Origin of the sequence: Devosia sp. MC1541 (assembly GCF_012847305.1) — a bacterium.
In the GTDB taxonomy this organism is placed as follows: domain Bacteria; phylum Pseudomonadota; class Alphaproteobacteria; order Rhizobiales; family Devosiaceae; genus Devosia.
Genome location: NZ_JABBDZ010000003.1, coordinates 203756 through 226987 on the forward strand (window position 1 = coordinate 203756; position 23232 = coordinate 226987).

The 23232-nt window shown below is 57.3% G+C and carries 20 protein-coding genes; 15 read left to right on the forward strand and 5 right to left on the reverse strand.

Annotated elements, in window-relative coordinates; genetic code table 11:
- Nucleotides 1-40: 40 nt before the first annotated feature.
- Nucleotides 41-1567 (reverse strand): HAMP domain-containing sensor histidine kinase, encoded by a 1527-nt coding sequence (locus tag HKD40_RS05370; protein WP_248305916.1) that lies wholly within the window; start codon nucleotides 1565-1567, stop codon nucleotides 41-43.
- Between the two features lie 280 nt (nucleotides 1568-1847).
- Here HKD40_RS05370 and HKD40_RS05375 point away from each other — a divergent pair, with 280 nt between their 5' ends.
- Nucleotides 1848-2333: an Lrp/AsnC family transcriptional regulator gene (locus tag HKD40_RS05375; protein WP_169194703.1), complete on the forward strand. Its 486-nt coding sequence runs from the start codon at nucleotides 1848-1850 to the stop codon at nucleotides 2331-2333.
- 26 nt (nucleotides 2334-2359) lie between these two features.
- Here the strand turns inward: HKD40_RS05375 and moaA are convergent, their stop codons facing one another.
- Together moaA and HKD40_RS05385 are read right to left on the reverse strand one after the other, a co-directional pair.
- Entirely contained in the window at nucleotides 2360-3373 is a 1014-nt protein-coding gene (gene moaA / locus HKD40_RS05380) for a GTP 3',8-cyclase MoaA (protein ID WP_169194704.1), read from the reverse strand.
- A 92-nt stretch (nucleotides 3374-3465) separates the two neighbouring features.
- Nucleotides 3466-4056, reverse strand: coding sequence for a L,D-transpeptidase (locus HKD40_RS05385; protein WP_169194705.1), 591 nt, complete (start codon nucleotides 4054-4056; stop codon nucleotides 3466-3468).
- Between the two features lie 249 nt (nucleotides 4057-4305).
- Between HKD40_RS05385 and rpiA the strand changes: the two genes are divergently transcribed.
- From rpiA to gltX, 6 genes are all read left to right on the forward strand, one after another.
- Nucleotides 4306-5004, forward strand: a complete 699-nt coding sequence (rpiA, locus tag HKD40_RS05390) for a ribose-5-phosphate isomerase RpiA (RefSeq protein ID WP_169194706.1) — start codon at nucleotides 4306-4308, stop codon at nucleotides 5002-5004.
- 20 nt (nucleotides 5005-5024) lie between these two features.
- Complete coding sequence (locus HKD40_RS05395) at nucleotides 5025-5549, forward strand: DUF2059 domain-containing protein (RefSeq protein ID WP_169194707.1); 525 nt, start codon at nucleotides 5025-5027, stop codon at nucleotides 5547-5549.
- A 108-nt stretch (nucleotides 5550-5657) separates the two neighbouring features.
- Nucleotides 5658-7034 (forward strand): glutathione-disulfide reductase, encoded by a 1377-nt coding sequence (gene gor, locus HKD40_RS05400; RefSeq protein ID WP_169194708.1) that lies wholly within the window; start codon nucleotides 5658-5660, stop codon nucleotides 7032-7034.
- A gap of 80 nt (nucleotides 7035-7114) precedes the next feature.
- Nucleotides 7115-8494 carry a 3-deoxy-7-phosphoheptulonate synthase class II gene (locus HKD40_RS05405; protein ID WP_169194818.1) on the forward strand — a complete coding sequence of 460 codons (1380 nt, stop codon included), beginning with the start codon at nucleotides 7115-7117 and terminating at the stop codon, nucleotides 8492-8494.
- 132 nt (nucleotides 8495-8626) lie between these two features.
- Entirely contained in the window at nucleotides 8627-10294 is a 1668-nt protein-coding gene (locus HKD40_RS05410) for an NAD+ synthase (protein ID WP_169194709.1), read from the forward strand.
- Nucleotides 10291-11619, forward strand: coding sequence for a glutamate--tRNA ligase (gltX, locus tag HKD40_RS05415; RefSeq protein WP_169194710.1), 1329 nt, complete (start codon nucleotides 10291-10293; stop codon nucleotides 11617-11619). Before HKD40_RS05410 ends, gltX begins: the two co-directional genes overlap by 4 nt.
- On the opposite strand, the gene HKD40_RS18165 is transcribed toward gltX, so the two are convergent.
- Nucleotides 11564-12700, reverse strand: a complete 1137-nt coding sequence (locus HKD40_RS18165) for a DUF2865 domain-containing protein (RefSeq protein ID WP_169194711.1) — start codon at nucleotides 12698-12700, stop codon at nucleotides 11564-11566. The genes gltX and HKD40_RS18165 overlap by 56 nt on opposite strands.
- Nucleotides 12701-12840: 140 nt before the next feature.
- Between HKD40_RS18165 and HKD40_RS05425 the strand changes: the two genes are divergently transcribed.
- The 8 genes from HKD40_RS05425 to HKD40_RS05460 all read left to right on the forward strand — a co-directional run bounded on the left by HKD40_RS05425 (nucleotide 12841) and on the right by HKD40_RS05460 (nucleotide 22272).
- Nucleotides 12841-13848, forward strand: a complete 1008-nt coding sequence (locus tag HKD40_RS05425) for a fumarylacetoacetate hydrolase family protein (RefSeq protein ID WP_169194712.1) — start codon at nucleotides 12841-12843, stop codon at nucleotides 13846-13848.
- Nucleotides 13849-14157: 309 nt separating this feature from the next.
- The gene (cysS, locus tag HKD40_RS05430; protein WP_169194713.1) at nucleotides 14158-15597 is read left to right on the forward strand and encodes a cysteine--tRNA ligase; all 1440 of its coding nucleotides are present in this window, start codon (nucleotides 14158-14160) and stop codon (nucleotides 15595-15597) included.
- 73 nt (nucleotides 15598-15670) lie between these two features.
- Nucleotides 15671-16054: a VOC family protein gene (locus HKD40_RS05435; protein WP_169194714.1), complete on the forward strand. Its 384-nt coding sequence runs from the start codon at nucleotides 15671-15673 to the stop codon at nucleotides 16052-16054.
- On the forward strand, nucleotides 16041-16529 hold the full coding sequence (locus HKD40_RS05440; RefSeq protein ID WP_169194715.1) for a GFA family protein: 489 nt from the start codon (nucleotides 16041-16043) through the stop codon (nucleotides 16527-16529). Before HKD40_RS05435 ends, HKD40_RS05440 begins: the two co-directional genes overlap by 14 nt.
- A gap of 19 nt (nucleotides 16530-16548) precedes the next feature.
- A complete protein-coding gene (gene cimA, locus HKD40_RS05445) occupies nucleotides 16549-18153 on the forward strand; it encodes a citramalate synthase (RefSeq protein WP_169194716.1) in 1605 nt (534 codons plus the stop codon).
- A gap of 196 nt (nucleotides 18154-18349) precedes the next feature.
- Entirely contained in the window at nucleotides 18350-19948 is a 1599-nt protein-coding gene (locus tag HKD40_RS17825) for a LysM peptidoglycan-binding domain-containing protein (protein WP_199368520.1), read from the forward strand.
- A gap of 72 nt (nucleotides 19949-20020) precedes the next feature.
- Entirely contained in the window at nucleotides 20021-20377 is a 357-nt protein-coding gene (locus HKD40_RS05455; protein ID WP_169194717.1) for a metalloregulator ArsR/SmtB family transcription factor, read from the forward strand.
- Entirely contained in the window at nucleotides 20377-22272 is a 1896-nt protein-coding gene (locus tag HKD40_RS05460) for an ABC transporter ATP-binding protein/permease (protein ID WP_169194718.1), read from the forward strand. Before HKD40_RS05455 ends, HKD40_RS05460 begins: the two co-directional genes overlap by 1 nt.
- Before the next feature lie 74 nt (nucleotides 22273-22346).
- Here HKD40_RS05460 and cysQ read toward each other — a convergent pair whose 3' ends face one another.
- Nucleotides 22347-23180, reverse strand: a complete 834-nt coding sequence (gene cysQ / locus HKD40_RS05465) for a 3'(2'),5'-bisphosphate nucleotidase CysQ (RefSeq protein ID WP_169194719.1) — start codon at nucleotides 23178-23180, stop codon at nucleotides 22347-22349.
- Nucleotides 23181-23232: the final 52 nt, after the last annotated feature.

Sequence of the window (23232 nt, forward strand, 5' to 3'; positions counted from 1 at the left end):
GCGTCGAAAATGTCGATCCTATGTCAGGCGATGTGAAAGCTTATCCCGCTGCGGAATAAATCTCGAGGCGGTCGTGGCGCTCAACAACTGGCGCAACGGCATCCATCACGCGCTGGCGCGGGAAAGTCGCAATGACTTCTGTGCCAAAGCGTAGCTTGGAGAAGAGATCAAAACGACCTTGGTGCAGGTCCATGATCTTCTGAACGATCGGCAGGCCCAGCCCAGCGCCTTGTTCGGCCGTCTTCTGTGCCAGAGAGCCCTGACCAAACGACGATAGTACGGTCTCGATTTCGTTTTCCGGGATGCCCGGGCCATTGTCCTTAACCGAGATCATTTGCCCGCCGTCAGCGCTGCGCTGCACGACCAAAACCACCTTGCCGTTTTGGGGGGTGAACTTGATGGCGTTGGACAGAAGGTTGAGCACAACTTGGCGGATGGCGCGTTCGTCACCCCAGAGTTTTGGCAGGTTGTCGCCAAAATTATAGGCCAACTCGATACCGCGTGAGCGCGCGCGCAGTTCCATCATGCGGCGGCAATCTTCCGAAATGTCGATTAGCGATACTGCTTCTTCGTTGAGCTCGTATTTGCCTGCCTCAATGCGGCTGAGGTCAAGCAGCTCATTGATAAGGTTCAGCAAATGCTGGCCACTGGCGTGAATATCGGTCGCATACTCGCGATACTGCGCAACTTGGTGCGCGCCCAATAGCTCGGATTTGAGCACTTCGGAGAAGCCGATGATCGCGTTCAGTGGCGTGCGCAATTCGTGGCTCATCGTTGCCAGAAACTGGCTCTTGGCAATGTTGGCCTGCTCAGCGTGGCGGCGCGCTTCGTCCGACATGTTGCGCGCTTCTTCCAACTCAGCGATCAGCGCATCCTTTTCGGCCTGGTGCGCGATCGTCTCAAGTTCGGAAGCGTGAAGCTGGCGAGCGAGGTAGAGGAAAAACACTTCGCCACAGATGGCCACGGCCGACAGGGTGAAGTTCAATGTGCCACCAGCCAGCATCATCACAGCTGATGCTGAGATTGTTACGGGCAGGGTGCTTGCGAGCGTTGCAATGGGCAGTGTGTGCGTGGCTATGGCATTGCTGGCGATGGTTACCAGCACCATGGCAAACAGAACCGGCGTCAGGCCTGCTTGTGCTTCCAGCATTGGGAAGACAGCAAGCAAGGCGAGGGCCATGCCGCCGATGGTTTCAGCGATAGCGAAGTTAGTGGTCCAGCGGGCAGCGTTGAAACGGTTTGGGGGCACCGACAAGAAGCGGCGCGCCATCAGCACGACCACGAGCAAGCTGGCAATAACGACCCCGGCCCATAGGCCCGTAATGGTCAACGGGACCCAGAAGCTGGCAACGACGGCGAGAATGATAATGATTGCTGCCATGGGCAGCGCTGCGCCGAGGCGGGCGTTGGCGTAGTCCCGCATCAATTCATAATCGAAATCAGCGCGCGTGCCAGAACTGGACGTCAATCGTTGACGTGCTTCCAACACCGTTTTTTGGGCGATGCGCTTGCCGTCGCGCGCCGAACGCAAACGGTCATCGGCAATATAAGCCGGCATGGACGCCATGGACTCTTACTCGTTACACAACAGCGAGCAATTACGCGCTCGCACCATCTTTGTGGGACATTAGGCGTCTCGTGGTTAACGAGGCGTGTATCTATCCCACCGCATTGGGCATATCCGACCGGCGGTGCGCGGCTAGAAACTGGTTAATATTCTCCTGAGACGTTCGAACACGTTGTCGTGCGCAATTTTATTGCGCAAAATCCGCCGATGTGGCACTCAGAAGGGCCAATTGGCCGGTTGGTTCGGCCTTGTAGTGGAATCTGATTTCTGGGGGAGCAGAATGGCGCTCGACAAAATTGACCGTAAAATACTCACCATTCTACAAAAAGACGCGACGATGCCGGTCGCCGAGATTGGGCGTAAAGTCGGGTTGTCGACCACTCCATGCTGGCGCCGCATTCAAAAAATGGAAGAAGACGGCGTTATTCAGCGTCGTGTTGCTGTCCTTGATCCGGGCAAGGTCAATGTTGGCGTTACCGTATTTGTCTCGGTCAAAACAAACGAGCACAACGATGCTTGGATGCGCAAATTCGCTGGTGTGATTGATGAATTTCCAGAAGTCGTGGAATTCTATCGCATGAGCGGTGAGGTCGATTATTTGATGCGCGTAGTGGTGCCGGACATTGGTGCCTATGACACATTCTATAAGCGCCTCATCAGCAAAATTAACCTGACCGACGTCAGCTCGGCTTTCGCGATGGGGCAGATCAAATACACGACGGCTCTGCCGCTCGATTTCGCCATCGTTGTCGACGACGACAAATAGGGCTTGCCGGTAGCGATTGGGGGCGACTAGCCCCCGGTCACGCTCATATGACGCCCCAGCGCTGGCTCTGGTCGCGCACGATCAATCACGAAATCATGGCCTTTGGGCTTGATGAGCATCGCGTGCTCCATGGCGGCTTCAAGCCCTTCGAGGCCGCCATCACGCAACGCATCACGTAAATTGACTTGGTCCTCTTGACCAAGGCACAAGAACAGCTGGCCTGTAGCCGTTAGACGGACCCGATTGCAGCTCTCGCAAAAATTATGGCTCATAGGCGTGATGAAACCCAGAATGCCGTCGGTCTCGGCCACATGCACATAACGGGCAGGGCCGCCTGTGCGCTTATCCAGACGCGTGAGCTTATACCGCTGCTTTAGCTGATCGTGGAGCTCGCGCAGGGGCAGGTAGCTATCGACGCGATCAAGCCCCACCTCGCCGAGCGGCATGCCTTCGATCAGTGTGAGGCCCATGCCCTTGCCGTGGGCCCAGGCCATCATTGTGTCAATCTCATCGTCATTGATGCCACGCATAGCGACCATATTGATTTTGAGCTTGAGGCCAGAACCTAATGCAGCATCAATGCCTTGGAAGACGTCACCGATCCGTCCGCGCCGAGTGATCTCCCGGAATCGCTGTTCGTCCAGCGTGTCGAGAGACACATTGATCCGCTCAACACCGGCGGCCTTCAGGTCTTCGGCATATTTCGCCAGCTGGCTACCATTCGTCGTCAGTGTGAGTTCTTCGAGCCCTTCGCCGATATGGCTTCCGAGGCTACGCACCAAATCCATGATATCACGCCGGACCAAAGGCTCCCCGCCGGTCAGGCGAATTTTGGTCGTACCGCGTGCGATAAACGCCCCAGCAATCGCTTCGATTTCTTCAAAGCTTAGCACTTCCTTTTTCGGCAGGAAGGTCATCTCTTCGGCCATGCAATAGACGCAGCGGAAATCACAGCGATCTGTCACCGAAATGCGCAGATAACTGATCTGTCGACCATAGCGGTCAATGAGCGGTCGTGATGGTGCGATAGATGCATTCATGTCGCCCAATCTAATGGCCGAATGATGCGACGGAAAGCGTAGAAAACAAAAAGGGCCGCCGAAGCGACCCTTCAAAATCTATTTGGCGTCGATCAGTGATTGACGACGATGCGTGCGCCAACCTGAACACGATCATAAAGGTCGATAACGTCGTCATTGGTCAGACGAATACAACCGGATGAAACGGCTTGTCCAATCGACCAAGGCTCAGACGTGCCGTGGACGCGGTAGAGCGTCGAGCCGATGTAGAGCGCGCGTGCGCCCATCGGGTTATCAGGGCCGCCTGGCATGAATGCTGGCAGGTCTGGGACGCGCTTGCGCATTGCTGGCGGCGGCGTCCAAGTGGGCCATTCTGCCTTGCGGGTTACTCGGTGCGCGCCACTCCAAGTGAAACCGTCGCGGCCAACGCCGATACCATACTTCATCGCCTTACCGTCTTCTAAGACGAGATACAGGCGGCGTTCACCGGTTTCGATCACGATCGTGCCGGGCTTCTGGTTGGTTTCGTAATCAACCACTTGCTTCTTAATTGGGCTGCCGCCGCGGCCACCCGGTGTCGCGACACGTTCTTCGAACTGATTTGTATCTGGGTTGTACCAGCGTGCGGCGGAGCTCGGTAGGACCGTGCTGATCGCCAGCAGGATCGACAGACCGAACGCCAGTGCTATTTTTGTAATGCTCATGCGTCCACTTGGCCTTATTGACTGTGCGACTCAGTACCTATGTCGCGACAACTTGTGTACTTACTGCGACCAAGGGCACTAGAAAAGATAATGCAGGCCATTGGCGGCTTTCCGCGACGCATCATACGGTTATTGTGTTGCTAGTCGGTTACAATTGCTCCTGGTCGGCGCGCATACGCGACGAAGGTTTGGTTGACGCGAACACTGGGTCCTGCCACATCGCGGGCCATCGGATAGAAGGATTTTGGCATGAGCGAAGACCTCAAGCGTAAAGCGGCGGAAATGGCTGTTGCGGACGTAAAGTCCGGCATGCAGCTGGGATTGGGCACCGGCTCGACCGCCAAGCACTTCGTTGATCTGTTGGGCCAGCGTGTTGCAGACGGTCTGGACGTGATCTGTGTGCCGACTTCTGAAGTCACTGCCGCACAAGCCAAAAGCCTGAATATCCCTTTGTCAGATCTCGATACTTTGGATCGCCTTGATCTGACTGTTGACGGTGCCGATGAACTCGATGAACACCTCAATCTCATCAAGGGTGGTGGCGGCGCGCTGCTGCGTGAAAAGATTGTGGCCGCTGCCTCAGACGCGATGATTGTTATCGCCGATGGCACCAAGCGCGTCGAAATGCTCGGCCGTTTTCCTTTGCCTATTGAGGTCAACCGCTTTGGCTTGGGCGCGACGCGCCACTCTGTCGAAGAGGTTCTTAAAGCTCACGGAGCGGAGGGCGGCCTCAAGTTGCGTGGCGAAGATAAAGGACAAGTCTTTGTCACTGACGGTGGACACTTGATCCTTGACGCTTTTTTTGGCCGTATTTCGCAGCCAGAAGTGCTTTCGAACGACCTGCTGAACATTCCGGGTGTTGTCCAACACGGACTTTTCCTGAATATGTGCCGCAAGGCTTATGTCGCGACGCCAGATGGCGTAGTGGTGATTGAAACAGGTAATTGATTGAGGGTGGACCGGGGCTGATGACCTTTGTGAACCGTAATTGGATGCGTGGCGCACGAGTCGCCGCATTTGCGGCAGTGGCAGCAGGCGCGCTTGCGTTTAGCGCCCCGACCTTTGCGCAGGAAGTTGCTCCAGAGCAGCTGGCGCTGGCTCGTAAGTATGTTGATCTGACGGACCGTGCTGCGGTTTTCGAAACCACCGTTGTTACGGTTGGTATCGACAGCATGGCTCAGCTGTTGACGCAGAACCCTGAAATTGAAGCGCAGCTCGATGAAGTCATCGGCGACGTTATCAAGGAATACAACGGCCGTAAGGGTGATCTGCTCGATCAGTTCGCACGTGTTTACGCTCTGCGTTTCACCACCGATGAGTTGCAGCAAATCGTGAACTTCTACGATTCCGCGGTTGGCCAGAAGCTGGCAGCGGCGAATTCGGAAGTGAACATGGACCTCCAGCGCATTCTTCAGGTTTACGAAAACAACCTGCGCGTCGAATTCTTTGCCAAGGTTCGCGCGGGTCTGCGTGACAAGGGCATCACGCTCTAAGGCGTGATCAAAAATAATCTGATTGACCCCGCCCAGTGCGGGGTCTTTTTTTGCCTAAGCTTTTGCCCCATATACAGCGCGTATTGGCGATGAAACTTAGGTGCCGCGATGAGCTTTGATTACGACCTGATTGTTATTGGTGCAGGTTCTGGCGGAGTTCGCGCGGCGCGTATGGCGGCGACCTACGGTGCCAAAGTCGCGGTCGTTGAGGAATTCCGGGTCGGCGGCACATGCGTGATCCGTGGCTGCGTTCCCAAAAAGCTCTATGTTTATGCCTCGCGCTTCCGCGACGAGTTTGAGCTCGCCGAGAGTTTTGGCTGGCAAGTGGATGCAAGCTTTGATTGGCCGACCCTTGTCGCTGCCAAGGAAAAAGAGATCACCCGTCTTGAAAACGCCTACGCAACCAATTTGGCCAAGCCGGGTGCCGAAATCATTCGCGACCGCGCCGTTGTTACCGGTCCAAACAGCGTAAAGCTGCTCAAGGGCGACCGCGAGCTGACGACTAAGTACATTCTCGTCGCTACAGGCGCGACCCCGTTCATTCCCGACGTTCCGGGCAGGGAACTGGGCATTTCTTCCAACGAAGCCTTTGATCTGCCTGAACTGCCTAAGTCGATCCTCATCGAGGGCGGCGGTTACATCGCCGTTGAGTTCGCCACCATATTCGCGGGCCTAGGTGTGGACACGACACTCGTCTATCGCCGCGATAGGCTGCTGCGCACTTTCGACAAGGACATGAGCGACGGGCTCGAGTTTGGCCTTAAGGCGCGTGGCATCGCGCTGCGCTATAATGACGGTGTTGCAGGTCTGGCCAAAAGTGCAGACGGCGTCACTGTCACCTTCAAGTCTGGCGACAGCGCCAGCTATAGCCAAGTTATGTTCGCCACAGGTCGAACACCCAATACTGATGGCCTTGGGCTTGAAACCGCAGGCGTCGTTCTTGACGGCCAGAAGAACATTGTCGTCGATGCGTTTTCGAAGACGAACGTCCCTTCCGTATATGCAGTTGGCGATGTCACCGGTCGCGCGCAATTGACCCCAGTGGCTATTCGCGAAGGGTGGTACTTCGCTGAAACACTGTTCAACAACAATCCGCTGACGGTCGATCATTCCCTGATCCCGACCGCTGTGTTCTCGGAGCCGGAGATCGGGACTGTTGGCCTGACTGAAGACGAAGCCGTCGCTCAATCAGGCGATGTCGACGTTTACCTCGCTCGCTTCCGCCCCATGGCGAATACGCTCTCTGATCGGCAGGAGCGCGTGGTGATCAAGCTGATCACCGAAAAAGACGAAGGCAAGGTCTTGGGTGTGCATCTGCTCGGCCCAAGTTCGGGCGAAATGATCCAGATGGTTGCCATTGCCGTTGGCATGGGCGCGACCAAAAAGGACCTAGATCGGACAATTGCTCTGCATCCAAGCGCAGCCGAAGAACTCGTGACGTTCAAGTCACCGAGCTATTCCTATCGAAATGGCACCAAGGTCTAACGCGTTTAAACTTGGCACCAGCCCTCGGTCTTGCTAGAGCCGAGCGCAACACTTCCGCCTGCCTGCCTCAAGCGAGACGAATAATGACCGACTGGACCCCGAGCTCTTGGCGCCAGAAGCCTGTTAAGCAGGTGCCTGCTTACCCTGATATGGCTGCCTTGGCAGATGCGGAGCGTCAGCTCGCCAGCTTCCCTCCATTAGTCTTTGCTGGTGAAGCCCGCGAGCTTAAGTCCCGTCTTGCGGCTGTTGCGCGCGGTGAGGCCTTCTTGCTTCAGGGCGGCGACTGCGCCGAAAGCTTTGCAGAACACGGTGCGGATCACATTCGTGACTTCTTCCGCGTCTTCCTGCAGATGGCGGTGGTGCTCACTCATGGTGGCTCTAAGCCGGTCGTCAAAATTGGCCGCGTGGCAGGGCAGTTTGCTAAGCCTCGTTCTGCCGATACCGAGGTGATCGACGGCGTCGAGCTGCCGAGCTATCGCGGCGACATCATCAATGACATCGCCTTCAACGAAGGCTCGCGCGTTCCAGATCCGGCTCGTATGCTGATGGCCTACCGCCAGTCTGCCGCAACGCTCAACCTGCTGCGCGCCTTCTCGAGCGGCGGTTATGCCGAACTGACCCGCATCCATGAGTGGACCATGGACTTCATGAAGGGCTCGAATTCGAACGCCCGCTTTGAAGAAGTTGCCAAGAAGATCGACGACGCGATCACTTTCATGGGTGCACTCGGGCTCAACCCAGAAAACACCCCTGCGCTGAAGCAGACGTCTTTCTACACCAGCCACGAAGCGCTGCTCTTGGGCTATGAAGAAGCGCTGACCCGTCGCGATAGTATCTCCAAAAACTTCTACGCCACTTCGGGCCATATGCTCTGGATCGGCGATCGCACGCGTAATCCAGACGATGCGCACGTTGAGTACTTTGCCGGTATTCACAACCCAATCGGCGTCAAGTGTGGCCCGAGCCTTTCGAACGACGATCTCCTGCGTCTTCTCGATCGTCTCAACCCAACTGACGAAGCGGGTCGTATCACCCTCATTTCGCGCTTCGGTGCAGACAAGGTTCGTGATCACCTGCCGCGCTTGATCGAGACCGTCCAGAAGGCCGGTCGCACCGTTGTCTGGTGCTGCGATCCGATGCATGGCAACACCATCAAGGCCTCCACTGGCTACAAGACCCGTCCATTCGATAGCGTCCTTACAGAAGTGAAGGAGTTCTTCTCCGTTCACCGCGAGATGGGCACTTACGCAGGCGGTGTGCACATCGAAATGACCGGCGACGATGTCACTGAATGCGTCGGCGGTATGTCGGCGGTCACTGAGCAGTCTCTGTCGGATCGTTATCACACCTATTGCGACCCACGCCTCAACGGTGCTCAGGCACTTGAGCTGGCATTCTTGGTGGCTGAAGAAATTCACGCTCAGAAGCCAGTGCGTGAAGTCGCTCCGGCGGCCGAATAAGGCCATACATTCGCAACCAGCGCGGAATGTTATCCGTTTCGCGCTGGCTTGCCCTTCAATCAGTGAGGGGCTAAGTCTCGCCACCTAGCCCGGCGGACTCCGGGTTTCTGCCCTTCGAACAGGCTCAACCACGTGACCGATCAGCTTCGCATCGCCCTCGCACAGCTCAATCCCAAGGTCGGTGACCTTGTTGGCAACCTCGCGCTCGGTCGTCAGGCTCTCGCCGATGCTGTCAGCGCTCAGGCGGACATTCTCATGTTCCCCGAGTTGTTCCTGACCGGCTATTTCCCCGACGACCTCCTGTTCAAACCCAAATTTATCGCTGACGCGGTAGCCACGGCAAAAGAGCTCGTCAAAGCGACGGATAGGACAGACGTAGTCATTATCTTGCCGACGATCTGGCAGGATAGCTTGGGTCTCCATAACGCTGTCATCGTTGCCGAGAATGGCGAGATCACCGCCATCCGCACCAAGCATGAACTGCCCAATTCAGATGTGTTCTTTGAGAAGCGCTACTTCACAGCGGGCGCTCTTCCAGAACCGGTGACGATCAAGGGTGTCACTGTTGGCATTCCGATCTGTGAGGACATCTGGCACGAAGCCGTCTGCGCGCAGCTCACTGAAATGGGCGCGGAAATCCTGCTCTGCCCGAATGGTTCGCCCTATTGGCGCAACAAGCAGCACGTGCGCAAAAACCTCGTTCGCGCCCGCACCGAGGAAGATCAAATCCCGTTGCTCTATCTCAATCAGATCGGCGGGCAGGATGAGCTGGTTTATGACGGTGCCTCCTTTGGCATGGAGCCGGGCAATAAGCTCGTCTTCCAGGGCAAGTCTTTTGAAACCGACTTTATCATTTCGGACTGGGCTCGTAGTGAGGCAGGTTGGACCTGCACCAATGGCAAGATTGAAGAGCTGACATCGACTGATGAAGCCCCTTGGCGCGCCTGCGTCCTGGGCTTGCGCGACTACGTCAAAAAGAACGGCTTTAAAAATGTCGTTCTCGGCCTTTCCGGCGGCATAGACAGTGCTGTTGTTGCGGCCATGGCGGTTGATGCTCTGGGCCCTGAGAACGTTCACTGCATCATGCTGCCATACCGATATACGTCCGAAGCCAGCATCCAAGACGCTCGCGAATGCGCGGAGCTTTTGGGCGTACGCTACGACGTTGTTTCCATCGGCAATCCCGTTGATCAGGCCCTGGTCGAACTCCAGCCCGTCTTCGGGACGCGTCCTGCAGACCTCACCGAAGAAAACATCCAGTCGCGTATGCGCGGCGTGGTGCTCATGGCGGTCAGCAATAAGCTGGGCAGCATGCTGCTCACCACAGGCAATAAAAGCGAAATGGCTGTTGGCTACGCCACCATCTATGGCGACATGAACGGCGGCTATAATCCGCTCAAGGACATGTTCAAGATGGAAGTTTATCGCCTCGCGGCATGGCGCAATGCCAATGTGCCGGGCGATTGCCTTGGACCATCCGGCATGGTCATTCCGCAGAACATCATCGACAAGGCCCCGAGCGCCGAGCTGCGCCCGGACCAGAAGGACCAAGACTCTCTCCCGCCTTACCCAGTTCTCGACGCCGTGCTCACTGCACTTGTGGAGGATGAGAAATCGGTTGCGGAGATCGTCTCTGACGGTTTCGATAGCGAAATGGTGCTGCGGATGCAGCGCCTGATAAATATTGCAGAATATAAGCGGCGACAGGCCCCTCCGGGCCCTAAGCTGAGCGCTAAGGCATTTGGCCTTGGCAGAAAGTACCCAATCACCAATGGCTATAAGGATTTGATCGTCGGATGAGCGTAACTGTTCGCTGGGCGCCGTCCCCCACAGGTCGTATCCACCTCGGCAATGCGCGTCCTGCGCTGCTGAACTGGTTCTTTGCACGTCGTCATGGTGGCAAATATGTGCTGCGCATGGACGACACAGATTTGGCGCGCTCGACGCGTGAATTCGCCGACGGCATCGAGGTTGACCTCGACTGGCTCGGCGTTAAGCCAGATTTGCTGGTCCGTCAGTCAGAGCGCACTGCGCTTTACGATGCAGCACGTGACAAGCTCATCGCTGCCGGGCGTCTTTACCCATGCTACGAAACGGAAGAAGAGCTCGATCGTAAGCGTGCGCGCGCTCGCCTTCTGGGCAAACCGCCGATCTATGATCGCGCTGCGCTCGACCTCTCGGACGAAGACAAGGCCCGTCTCGAAGCCGAAGGCCGTAAGCCGCATTGGCGCTTCAAACTCGATGGCAAGCCCGTCATTTTCGAAGACCTGATCAAGGGCAAGCAGACGGTCAATACCGCCTCTATGTCCGATCCCGTCCTCATCCGTGCTGATGGCAGCTATCTTTACACCTTGCCATCTGTTGTCGACGATATCGACCTCGCCATTACCCATGTGATCCGCGGCGAAGACCACGTATCCAACACCGGTACGCAGATCGAAATCTTTGAAGCTCTCGGTGGTCCGACGCCAATATTCGGTCACCACAATCTGCTCACCGATGCGCAAGGGCAGGGGTTCTCCAAGCGCCTTGGCTCGCAGTCGATTGCCGATTACCGCGAAGAAGGTTTTGAGCCTCTGGCTGTTGCGATCATGGCAACGCTCACCGGAACGAGCGTTTCGGTCGAAGCCTTCGATAGCCTCGACGCTATCGCCGAAAAGCTTGAACTCTCGATGATCTCACACGGTTCGGCTCGGTTTGATCCGGCGGAATTCGCCGCGGTCAACGCGCGCCTTTTGCACGCCATGCCCTACGAAAAGGCTGCTGATCGCTTGTCGGCGCTTGGTGTTGAGGGCGAGGCAGGGTGGAACCTGCTGCGTGAAAACCTCAACAAGTTCGGTGATATAGTCGAGTGGAATAAGCTCCTCACTGGTCCGATCACGCCCGTCGTTGCTGACGAAGACCGCGAATTCCTCGCGCTTGCCAAGGCGGCATTGCCACCAGAGCCTTGGGATCTGACCACTTGGGGGACTTGGACCGACGCGCTTAAAGCATCGACCGGTCGCAAGGGCAAAGCACTGTTCTTGCCCCTGCGCATGGCGCTAACTGGCCGTCACGACGGCCCAGAACTTAAGAGCCTGATCGTCCTGCTTGGGCGTACGGAGTGTCTGGCCCGACTACCCTAACGGCCTTCCCATCAAAATTGACGATCCGGAGTTCCTGCGGTGCAGGGGCTTCGGGTCGACGGGCAATCTCTCCCGGGCCAGATGGTCGTGGGCGGGGCAGGGGGACGTCGACCATAGCGACAGCCTGAACTGCAAGCATTTCGGGCTGAACTGCTGCCTGAACGGGCGCAACGCCACGCGGGTCCCGGCGTGGCATCGGGAAAGTCATCCCGTTGATTTCCATCATTTCAACCTGCTGACCAGCGTCTGTGCTGGCGACCTTAACCGCACCTGCAATGGACGGAGCGGCTTTGCAGCTCGAGGCATTATCGAACTTTTCGCGATAGGCGAAGGCATAGGGCATTGCGATGTATGCGACGCCGCCAGTGTTACGCATCTGCTCGGGTTCTTCGCCGGGGTTGTTGTAATAGAACAAATCAACCGGCGTATTGGGACACATCTGCTGACACGCCTGCGCGTCATTGGTCAGATAGTCCGGCAAGGTCGAATAGCTGATTGGCCAGAAGTAGCCATCCGTCAGACGCACGCAGAGCGTACGAACGGTGTTGTAGCCAGAATTGCCCCAGCCGCCTTCGACAAAATCGCCATTGGAAAAGTCCTGCTCTGAGGAGGACCCGAAAATACGATCAAAAATGCTTTGACGGTCGCCGGACATGCCGGTGTTCGCTGCACAGCCAAATCGGGCCATTTCCTGCAAAATCGCTTCGCGCTGTTGGGCAACTGCAGTGGCATTCTGCATGCCTTGGGAGGCATTGGCCAAGTCTTCGCGGGCCTTAAGCACATCGCGGGCGATGCCTTGGCATTCCTGGTTCAGCTGCCGACCCGCACGCGCGTCGTCATTGCAACCGCGACGGATATAGCGGCTTTCCGCATCCTGCACCTGACGCTGCAATTGGCGCAGAACATTGGGATTATTGCCAAATCTCTGGAAGTCGCCATTGCTGTTGAACTGCGCCAGCGCGTTCTGCAGCTGCGCACATTGGGCGGCTTGCGCGTAGGCGGTATTCACGTCCAGCACGAGCATGATCGCGGCCAGAGCGAAAAGAAAGACGGAACGAAGACCGGTCGAGATTTTGGTCACGTAATATCCCTTGACGAGTCGCAACCTAAGCGACCTTGGAGTCCTTAAGACATCGCTAGGGCTCCTCGCAACATTATACGCCCGGCGCGAGGGATTGTTACCTCTATGCTGTGACGCAAAGCTTTGGAGTTATACCTAGGATGAAACTGGCAACGCTGCGCAACGGCCGCCCTGATGGACAATTGGTCGTCGTATCGAATGACCTGTCGCGATATGTTTCGGCGGGACGCATCGCAGCAACGCTGCAATCTGCGCTAGATGACTGGGACAGTGCCAAGCCTTCTCTTGCGGCCCTTTCGGCCCAGCTCGAAGCCAACCAGATCGCGGGCCAGCCCTTGGCCTCCGCACAGGTTTTAGCGCCCCTGCCGCGCGCCTATCAGTGGATTGATGGGTCAGGCTATATGAGCCATCTCGAACGCGTCCGGTCGCTGAAGGGAAGCAAGGACGAAGAGCTGCAGTCGGTCCGTCCGCTGCTCTATCAGGGCGGTTCTGATTCGCTTTCTGCCCCGACGGATCCGATTTTGGTCCCCTCTGATGACCTCGCGACCGATTTCGAAGCGGAAGTTGCGGTAATCATCGGCGCAGTGCCGATGGGCGCTGACAAAGAAACGGCCACTGCCGCCATTCGGCTCATCACCGTTTGCAACGACGTTTCACTGCGCAAACTGGTCGTTGATGACCTCCAAAATGGCTTCGGTTTCTTCCATGCCAAACCGTCCACGAGCTTTGCTCCAGTGGTGGCGACACCCGATGCATTAGGGGCTCTCTGGCGTGAAAACCGCCTGCACTTGCCGGTAAAAATCGAGGTCAACGACACGCTCTACGGGCAGCCCAATGCAGGGGTTGGCGTCCACTTTGATTTTGCCGATCTTATTGTCGAGGCTGCAAGAACGCGCTCTCTCGCTGCTGGCACAATCATCGGGAGTGGCACCGTTTCCAATGCCCATGACGAGACTTTGCCGATCAAGCAAAACGGCATTGGCTTTGCCTGCATCGCCGAAGCTCGGACCGCCGAAAAGGCCAAATTCGGAGGCGCGCGCACGCCCTTCCTGAAGAGCGGTGATAGGGTTCGCATCGCTGCCATCAACGAAGCGGGGCAGTCCGTTTTTGGTGATATCAATCAAACGGTTCGTGTCGCCGGGGCGTGATCACATTCCCGTGTACGCCTTGGTGCAATGTGGCGTCGGTGTAGAGTGTCTGTAAAGGCAGCGGCGCTGCCAGATTATTCGCCTCCAAAGCGATAGGGCGGCCCCGTGGGGTCGCCCATTTTTTGTTTTCACTTGCTTTTCTGCAAGGGCGCGGCCAATGTCCCGCCATGAAGACTCTGTGCACGACTATCACCTGCATTATTAGCTGCTAACCAAGCGTTGGCGGAGCAGTCTTCTTCATCCTGATAGTGCGCAATGGATAGAGGCTCCCGCCAGGGCATCAAAACGTCTGGCCTACAGGACCCATCCATGAGCACGGCAAAGCCGAAGTTGAATTTCTACAATACGCTCACGCGCTCGAAAGCGCCGTTTGAGCCTATGGATGCCAACAACGTCCGCATGTATGCGTGCGGGCCGACGGTTTATGACTTTGCCCATATCGGTAATGGTCGTGCGGCTATCGTCTTCGATCTGCTGTTCCGCGTGCTGCGCTATACCTATGGCGCTGAACACGTGACCTACGTTCGTAACCTCACCGACGTTGACGACAAGATCAACGCTCGCGCGCTGCGTGATCACCCCGATCTGCCGCTCAACGAGGCGATCCGAAAAGTCACCGAAACGACGGCTGCACAGTACCAGAAGGACGTCGCCGCTCTCGGCTGCATGGAGCCGACCGTTCAGCCGCGCGCCACCGATAATATTGAAGAAATGCAGCGCTTGATTGCGACGCTGATCGAACGCGACCATGCCTACGAAACCAATGGCGAAGTGCTTTTTGCTGTCGATAGCATGGACGATTATGGCCAGCTTTCGGGCCGCAGCCTTGAGGATAATCTCGCCGGCGCGCGCATTGCCGTCGAAAGCCACAAGCGCAATCCGGCTGACTTCGTGCTCTGGAAGCAATCGTCGGCTGAAGAACCGGGCTGGGATAGCCCATGGGGCCGTGGTCGTCCGGGTTGGCATATTGAGTGCTCGGCCATGTCCGAGCGGTATCTCGGCAAGACCTTTGACATTCACGGCGGTGGGCTCGACTTGATCTTCCCTCACCACGAAAACGAAATCGCTCAGTCCCGTTGCGCTCATGGTTCGCACGCCATGGCCAACGTCTGGATGCACAATGGCTTCCTTCAAGTGGAAGGCCAGAAGATGTCCAAATCCTTGGGCAACTTCTTCACCATCCAGCAGCTTCTCGAAACCACGGATTTCGGCGGCCGCACATGGCCGGGCGAAGTCCTGCGCCTCGCGATGCTTATGACCCATTATCGTGAGCCAATCGACTTTACGCTAAAGCGCCTTGAAGAAGCAGAGGGCCTGCTCGTCAAGTGGGCCATAGCCGCCGAACAGGGAACGGACCATTCGCACCCAGATGAACAGGTGATGGAAGCGTTGCGAGACGACCTGAACTTCTCTAAAGCGCGAGTTGCACTCGAAAGTTTGGCTGGTAAAGCCAAAAAAAATGAACCCGGCGCCGCAGGTAGCCTGATCTCCACACTGTCCTATCTTGGTTTTCATGACCTGCGCCAGTTTATCGATACTGGCGTAACAGAGGACGTTTACGAAGTTTATGTGAACTCGAAAGGGTACAGTGTTGATGAGAAGGTCGCCGCCCGTCTCGCTGCTCTCAACGTCAAAAACTTCGCTGAGGCCGATGCAATCCGCAATGAACTCGCGGCACAGGGGATCGCGCTTCTTGATGGTAAGGATGAAAATGGTCAGCGCACCACCAAGTGGGAGCTTAAACGCTAATCCATTGGAGCTACTGACATAACTTGTCACGGTAAACGCCTAAAGCCTTGGTACATCATTCTAGGAGAGAAAAATGATCGACCACATCGGCATACTCGTTTCGGATTGGGCCCGTTCAAAGGCCTTCTACGATGCTGCCTTTGCGCCTTTAGGCATCACCATGCTGGCTGAGGTGCCGCTGGAATACACCGGCGGCGTCAAGGTCGGTGGTTATGGCAAGACTAAGCCTGATTTTTGGCTGACCGAACACCCAAATCCCGGAACCGGTCGTCATTATGCGATCACGGCGGAAAATCGCGCCGCTGTGGACGCGTTTTACGCTGCGGCAATGGCGGTTGGTGCACAGGACAATGGTGCGCCCGGCCCACGCCCCCAGTACCACCAGCACTACTACGGCGCTTTCGTCATCGATCCGGATGGAAACAACATAGAGGCGGTCATTCATGCCCCAGAGTGAGACGTTCAGTGGCGGCTGCCAGTGCGGCGCTGTCCGGTATCGCTTCAATGTGCGCCCTCGTGGCGCACATATCTGCCATTGTCGAATGTGCCAGAAGGCGTTCGGCGGCTTCTATGCGCCGCTTGTTGGCGAACATGTTCGCAACTTCGAAGTCACGCGCGGAACGATTACCCTGTTCCGGTCGTCCGATCTGGTCGAGCGCGGCTTCTGCAATGCCTGCGGTACGCCGCTCAGCTTCAAATACAGTGACGGCGAATGGATGAGTGTTTCCATCGGCTCGCTCGATACGCCGGAAGCCTTTCCACCCAAAGATCAACACGGCACGGAATCCCGACTGTCCTGGGCCAATCAGCTCGGCCATTTGCCTGATATAGGGCCATACTCTGCCGAGGAGTTGGAGACCGTCGAAGAGATCCGGCTCAGCAACCACCAACACCCTGACCACGACACGGCCGTCTGGCCGCAAGAACAATAAAACTCAGTTAGGCTCAATCATGTCTCGCGAACGCCTCTATCTCTTTGACACCACGCTGCGCGACGGCGCGCAAACGGCTGGCATTGAATTCTCGCTGGAAGACAAGATTGCTATTACCAAGCTGCTCGAACAGCTTGGCGTCGACTACATCGAGGGCGGCTATCCCGGTGCCAACCCCATCGACACCGAGTTCTTTGAGAAACGTCGCACGAAGAGCGCCAAATTCACCGCCTTCGGTATGACCAAGCGGGCAGGGCGCTCTGCCTCCAACGATCCCGGCGTCACCGCGATTGTGCAGTCCGCTGCCGACGCAACGTGTTTTGTCGCCAAGGCATGGGACTACCAGGTCGAACTCGCCCTCAGCTCGACCACTGACGAGCATTTGGAAGGCATCACCGATACGGTCCGCACCGCTGCAGCAGCGGGCAAGGAAGTGCTCGTCGATCTCGAACACTTCTTCGACGGCTTTAAAGCCAATCCAACCTATGCCCTCGACTGCGTCAAGACTGCCCTAGCCGCTGGCGCGCGTTGGGTCGTGCTGTGCGACACCAATGGTGGCACCATGCCTTCCGAAATCCGCCAGATCATTGGCAAGGTGCTGGAAATCGCTCCCGGCGACCGTCTCGGCATTCACCCGCACGATGACACGGGCCAAGCGGTGGCGAACGCTCTTGCCGCGATTGAAACCGGCGTGCGTCAGGTTCAGGGCACACTCAACGGTCTTGGTGAGCGCTGTGGCAACACCAATCTCATCACGCTCATTCCGACGCTGGTTCTGAAGCCATTCTATGCTGAGCGTTTTGAAACCGGCGTCACGGCCGACCAGCTTGAGCGTCTCACCCATATTTCCCGCGCCTTTGATGATCGCCTCAATCGCGCCCCTGCGCCTCAAGCGCCTTATGTAGGCAAGGCTGCATTCGCCACGAAGGCCGGTATCCACGCCTCGGCACTGCTCAAAGATTTTTCGACCTATGAGCACGTGCCGCCCGAAAGCATTGGCAATGAGCGCGCCATCATGGTGTCGCAACAGGCCGGTAAATCGAACCTGCTCACCGCCCTCGCGCGCCATAACATCGTCCTCGAAAAGGACGATCCACGCCTCGAAAAGCTCCTGGCTGAAGTTAAAGAGCGAGAAGCGCGCGGTTATTCTTACGACGGGGCCGATGCGTCCTTTGCTATTCTTGCGCGCCGCATCCTCGGCACGCTGCCCGAATACTTCCAAGTTGAGCATTACCGCGCCATGGTCGAACGCCGTCCCAATGCTCAGGGGGATGAAGTGGTCACCGAGGCGGTGGTGAAGATTGTCGTTGGTGGCGAGCGCTTGATGTCCGTGGCCGAGGGCAACGGCCCTGTTAATGCGCTGGACGTGGCTCTGCGTAAGGACCTCGGCATTTATTCTTCGCGGATCGAAGACCTCGAACTCGCTGATTTTAAGGTGCGTATCCTCGACGGCGGCACGAGCGCGGTCACTCGTGTACTGGTCGAAAGCCGCGACGGCACTGGCGAGCGCTGGTCTACAATCGGTGTCTCCGCCAATATCATTGATGCAAGCTTTGAAGCTCTGTATGAATCGATCACATTCAAGCTGCTGAAAACTGAAGCGCATCAGTCGCAAACAGTCTAAAGCCTCATAATGACTATCGGGCTTAACTATTCTCCGGGAGGGCAAACTGGCCGACACTGCTCCGAAAAGACCACTTGCTCTGACGATCGGAGCGGCGGCGGTCACACTTCTTGTCATCCTCGGCGTGCTCGTTGGCCCGTCGTTTGTTAGCTGCTTCAATAGCCCTGCAGGCTTGGGCCAGTGCCTGCACGGCAAAATGGCCGATGCCGGGCTTGTGCCCGCTCAGCCTGCGCCTGTTGTCGCTGAAGTTCCTGCTGAAGCGCCTGCTGAGCAGGTTGCGCCAGTTGTGGCTGAAGCAACACCGGAAGCGGTTTCGAGCGAGCCAGTGCTCGACGTTACCCCGCCTGCCGAAGCCGCACCGGCAATCGACGTTGACGGCGTTGTAGCTGCCACCTTCTCCCTGCTGCGTGCAGAGCCCGATGGTTCTGTTGTTATCGCGGGTAGCGGTCAGCCGGGCGCTGACATTCAGCTCTTTGCTAATGGCGACCTTCTGGGTGAAACCGAAGTTGAGCCGAGCGGCGACTGGGTCTTCGTTCCTGAGCAGCCGCTCGCGACAGGCGGCCTTGAAATCACGCTGGGCCAGAACGGCGAGCCAAGCTCGACAGATCAGGCCTTCATCGTTGTCATCAACGAAGACAAGACCACGCAGCCACTCGTCGTTGCCAGCGCGCCTGGAAAAATCAGCGAAGTGTTGCAGGGCTTGGTCGCGTCCAACGCCGCTGCCGGCGCAGCCGACGCTGACGCAACCGATGATACAGCCGTCGAGGTGGCTATGGCCCCCACAGCGGCCGTTGCTGCACCCGAAGCGCCTGCTGCGCCAAGCGAAGCAGCACCTTCAGCCACCGAAACGGCAGAACCGTCTGTTGACGTTGCAGACGCACCGGTAGCCGTTTCTGATGCCGAACCTGCGCCAACTGAACCTTCTGCAACAACTTCAGAGCCTGTCGTTGCGCAAGAGCCAGTTGCAACGCCGGAACCGGCTGCTGTGCCCGTAGAGCCCGCAACGCCATCGACCGAGAATGTTGTTGCAGAACCTGCCGCACCGGTCGCGCCAGAAACTGTTGAGGCTCCCGCGCCAACGGAGGCCGTTCCTGCTCCTGCCGTCGTCGCTGCTGTCATTCCGCCAACAATTGACGCAATCGAACTCGAAGGCACGCGCAGCTTCTTTGCTGGTGCGGGCACCAACGATGCCACCATCCGCCTCTATGTCGACGATGGCTTCATCGCTGACACCACCATCGCAGATGGGCGCTGGCTGATTGAAGGCGAGTCGGTGCTAAAACCTGGCAACCAGCGCGTCCGCATTGATATGCTCAAGGCTGGAACCTCCGAGGTCATCAGCCGCGCTGAAGTGGACTTCGTCCTCGACGTGCCGGTCGAACCGGAAACCGTCGTGGCGGAAGCGCCTGCTGCCGCAACAGCTCCAGAGCCAACACCTGCGCCTGCTCAAGCACCTGCGGCCACGGCCGAACCAGCAACGCCAGCGACACCAGCACAGCCAGTTGAATCCTCAGCTGTTGAACAGCCAGTTGCGGTCGCTGAGGCGCCTGCAGCGGCTCCAGAAGCTGCAGTACCAACCATGGTCGCAGTTTCTCTGGGTGATCCGAACGCGCAGCGTTTTGCCTCGGGCAAGGCGATCATTCGCCGTGGTGATAATCTCTGGACCATCGCACGTCGCGTTTATGGTGAAGGCTTGAAGTACACCACGATCTACGAGGCTAATACTGGCCAGATCCGCGATCCGGACCGCATTTATCCCGGTCAGGTCTTCAGCCTGCCTGAAGCGGCCAACTAATCTTATAGGAAAACGAAACGGCGCCTGCGGGCGCCGTTTTTACGCCTATTGCAATTACGGACACAAAGGGCCATGTTCCATCGCAATTCACCGATCAAGCAAAGCCCCATGCGCGACGACGATATTGCCAACATGATGCGAGCCCTAGGCCACCCTGTGCGCCTAGAGATTTTGCGTATTATGGCCTCACAACAACAAGGCGAGTGTTGCTGCGGCGACGTAACCGACAGCCTCACTCTGGCCCAGTCCACGGTGTCCCAGCACATTAAAGTGCTGCTGGATGTTGGACTGATCGAGCGTCGACCACACGGCACGCGCAATCGCTATTGCATCCGCCATGACACTTTGGCTGAGCTAAACTCAGCTTTTGGCGGACTTCTGCAGGGGCTCTTGCCTCTAACCGCAACCAAGGAAGCGGAACCAGCCTAATGGTGCCTCCCACTGCCGAAAAGAAGCCGTCCGTTAACGCGGACGAAGGTTCCGTATTTTCTACGGTCAAGAACCTGTGGCCCTACATGTGGCCTGCAGATCGCCCTGATCTGAAAACACGGGTTATGCTCGCTATTGGCGCACTTTTGCTCAGCAAGGTCGCCACCACACTCATCCCATTCGCCTACAAGGGTGTCATCGACAGTCTCGATGGCGCGCAGCCCGACAAGCAGCTGATCTTGGGTCTGGCCGTGCCGATCGCCCTGGTGATCGCCTATGTGCTCGGCAACGTCATTGATGCTGGTTTCCAGCAGTTGCGTGACGTTCTGTTTGCCAGCGTCGGCCAGAATGCTGTGCGCAAGCTGGCGCTACAGACCTTCCACCACATGCACAAGCTGTCGCTGCGGTTCCATCTGCAGCGCCGTACCGGTGGTCTTTCCCGTGTTATCGAGCGTGGCACCAAGGGCATCGAAGCCGTTGTGCGTTTCGCCATGCTCAACATCGCCCCGACGATTGTGGAGTTCATCATTGTTGGCGTGATTTTCGTCTGGCTCTTCGGCATCAGCTACCTTGGCGTGCTGGTGGTGATGATCTGGGCCTATCTCTATTTCACCATCAAGGCGTCGAACTGGCGTATCGCGATCCGTCGCGACATGAACGACAGCGACACCGATGCCAATGGCAAGGCGATCGACAGCCTTCTCAATTTTGAAACGGTGAAGTACTTCGCCAATGAGAAGATGGAAGCGGCGCGCTTCGATAAAGCCATGGCGCGCTATGAGCGCTCTGCGGTTCGCATCTGGACCTCGCTGGGCTTCCTGAACTTCGGTCAGGCGCTGATCTTCTATAGCGGCTTCCTGATCATCTCGATCATGTCGATCCGTGGCGTCATGGACGGCACGCTCACCCTCGGCGATTTCGTTTTGCTCAACACCTTCCTGATGCAGATCTACCGTCCGTTGAACTTCATTGGCTTTGTTTATCGCGAGCTCCGTCAGGGCCTCACCGATATCGAAGAAATGTTCAAGCTCTTGGATCAGGACCCTGAAATTCAGGACAAGCCGACGGCCAAGCCGCTGACCGTCACAGGGCCGGTTATTCGCTTTGAAGACGTTACCTTCCACTACGATCCTGACCGCGCCATCCTAAAGGGCGTAAGCTTCGAAGTACCGGCAGGTAAAACGGTCGCTATCGTTGGGCCAACTGGCGCGGGCAAGTCGACCATCTCGCGTCTTCTGTTCCGCTTCTATGATGTCACCGGCGGCCGCATCACCATTGACGGTCAAGACCTCCGTGATGTCACGCAGGAGAGCCTGCGCTCGGCCATCGGCATGGTTCCGCAGGATACCGTGCTGTTCAACGACACCATCGGCTACAACATTCAATATGGTCGTCCGGGAGCCTCCACTGAGGAGGTCAAGGAAGCGGCGCGCATGGCGCAAGTCGGCGATTTCATCACCCGTCTTCCCAAGGGGTATGAAACCCCCGTTGGCGAGCGTGGCCTAAAGCTGTCGGGTGGTGAAAAGCAACGTGTTGCGATCGCGCGCACGATCCTCAAATCGCCCTCGATCCTGATCCTTGACGAGGCCACATCTGCCCTCGACACCAAAACCGAACGCGACATTCAGCAGGCGCTGGACGAAGTTTCGCGCAACCGGACCACTGTCGTCATCGCCCACCGCCTTTCGACGGTCGTCAACGCTGACGAGATTCTGGTGTTGCGTGATGGTCTCGTGGCTGAACGCGGCAACCACACGTCGCTTCTGGCTCAGGATGGCCTCTACGCACAGATGTGGAGCCGCCAGCGCGAAGCGACCGAAGCTGAAGAAAAGCTGGCGCAGACCAAGGACGATCCCGACGGTTTCGTCACCCGCGGTACACCTGCCGGGCAGTAGTCATCGTCTAACGCCAATGTACCCAACGGGGCCGTAAGCTTGCTTATGGCCCCGTTTCTTTTGTGCTGAGCCGACTAACTCGGCTCGTGCTCCTTCAACGTAGTGACCATTTTCAGTGCCGCGCGCTGTGCCAGCTCTTCGCTATTGGCCGCGACAAAGAACGGATTGAGGTAATTGCTCTCTGCCTTTTTATAGGCGAGGGGGAGTCCGTCGAGGGTCAGAACGACGCCGCCAGCGGCTTCCAGAACCGCTTGGCCTGCCGCTGTATCCCACTCATTGGTCGGCGTGAAACGCGGATAAAGTTGCGCATCGCCGCGAGCCAAAAGACAGAACTTGAGCGACGAGCCCACCGACACATCTTCTTCGATAGCGAAGTGTTCGCAAAGCTTTTCCAAGGCCACATGCCCATGCGAGCGACTGGCCACCACACGCATGATGTCGGAGGACTGCACTTGCAACGGCACGATATTGGTGACTTCGTCATCGACAACCACAGCGCTCCAAGCGCCATTTCTGTCGCCAACGAACAGCTCTCCGCTGACGGGCGCGAGGACGACGCCCATGACGGGTCTCACGCCCTCTACCAGCGCAATATTGACCGTGAACTCGCCATTGCGCTTGATGAATTCCTTCGTCCCGTCGAGCGGGTCCACGACGAAGAACTTCTCACCCAGCTCGGGAATGTAGCCTGCCGCTGCGCTTTCCTCAGCGAGAACGGGAATGCCCGTTGTGTTGAGGTGCTCCAAAATGACCGCTTCAGCTGCACCATCCGCCTCTGTCACGGGCGATCCATCGCTCTTGCTGACCACAGCGATAGGCCGATGGTAAACTTCGCAGATCACCTTAGCGGCGTCGATGGACGCGCGGATAGCAAGCGCGGTGATGGGATCAGTCGAGAGGGGAAGCATGGCAGACCAGCATATTGCGATCTGTCACGCTTACTCCGTGCCTTGCGCGCTG

Coding starts and splice junctions, on each gene's coding strand:
- HKD40_RS05370 (WP_248305916.1), bottom strand. CDS start 1,567: ATGGCGTCCATGCCGGCTTATATTGCCGATGACCGTTTGCGTTCGGCG.
- HKD40_RS05375 (WP_169194703.1), top strand. CDS start 1,848: ATGGCGCTCGACAAAATTGACCGTAAAATACTCACCATTCTACAAAAA.
- moaA (WP_169194704.1), bottom strand. CDS start 3,373: ATGAATGCATCTATCGCACCATCACGACCGCTCATTGACCGCTATGGT.
- HKD40_RS05385 (WP_169194705.1), bottom strand. CDS start 4,056: ATGAGCATTACAAAAATAGCACTGGCGTTCGGTCTGTCGATCCTGCTG.
- rpiA (WP_169194706.1), top strand. CDS start 4,306: ATGAGCGAAGACCTCAAGCGTAAAGCGGCGGAAATGGCTGTTGCGGAC.
- HKD40_RS05395 (WP_169194707.1), top strand. CDS start 5,025: ATGACCTTTGTGAACCGTAATTGGATGCGTGGCGCACGAGTCGCCGCA.
- gor (WP_169194708.1), top strand. CDS start 5,658: ATGAGCTTTGATTACGACCTGATTGTTATTGGTGCAGGTTCTGGCGGA.
- gltX (WP_169194710.1), top strand. CDS start 10,291: ATGAGCGTAACTGTTCGCTGGGCGCCGTCCCCCACAGGTCGTATCCAC.
- HKD40_RS05425 (WP_169194712.1), top strand. CDS start 12,841: ATGAAACTGGCAACGCTGCGCAACGGCCGCCCTGATGGACAATTGGTC.
- cysS (WP_169194713.1), top strand. CDS start 14,158: ATGAGCACGGCAAAGCCGAAGTTGAATTTCTACAATACGCTCACGCGC.
- HKD40_RS05435 (WP_169194714.1), top strand. CDS start 15,671: ATGATCGACCACATCGGCATACTCGTTTCGGATTGGGCCCGTTCAAAG.
- HKD40_RS05440 (WP_169194715.1), top strand. CDS start 16,041: ATGCCCCAGAGTGAGACGTTCAGTGGCGGCTGCCAGTGCGGCGCTGTC.
- cimA (WP_169194716.1), top strand. CDS start 16,549: ATGTCTCGCGAACGCCTCTATCTCTTTGACACCACGCTGCGCGACGGC.
- HKD40_RS17825 (WP_199368520.1), top strand. CDS start 18,350: ATGGCCGATGCCGGGCTTGTGCCCGCTCAGCCTGCGCCTGTTGTCGCT.
- HKD40_RS05455 (WP_169194717.1), top strand. CDS start 20,021: ATGTTCCATCGCAATTCACCGATCAAGCAAAGCCCCATGCGCGACGAC.
- HKD40_RS05460 (WP_169194718.1), top strand. CDS start 20,377: ATGGTGCCTCCCACTGCCGAAAAGAAGCCGTCCGTTAACGCGGACGAA.
- cysQ (WP_169194719.1), bottom strand. CDS start 23,180: ATGCTTCCCCTCTCGACTGATCCCATCACCGCGCTTGCTATCCGCGCG.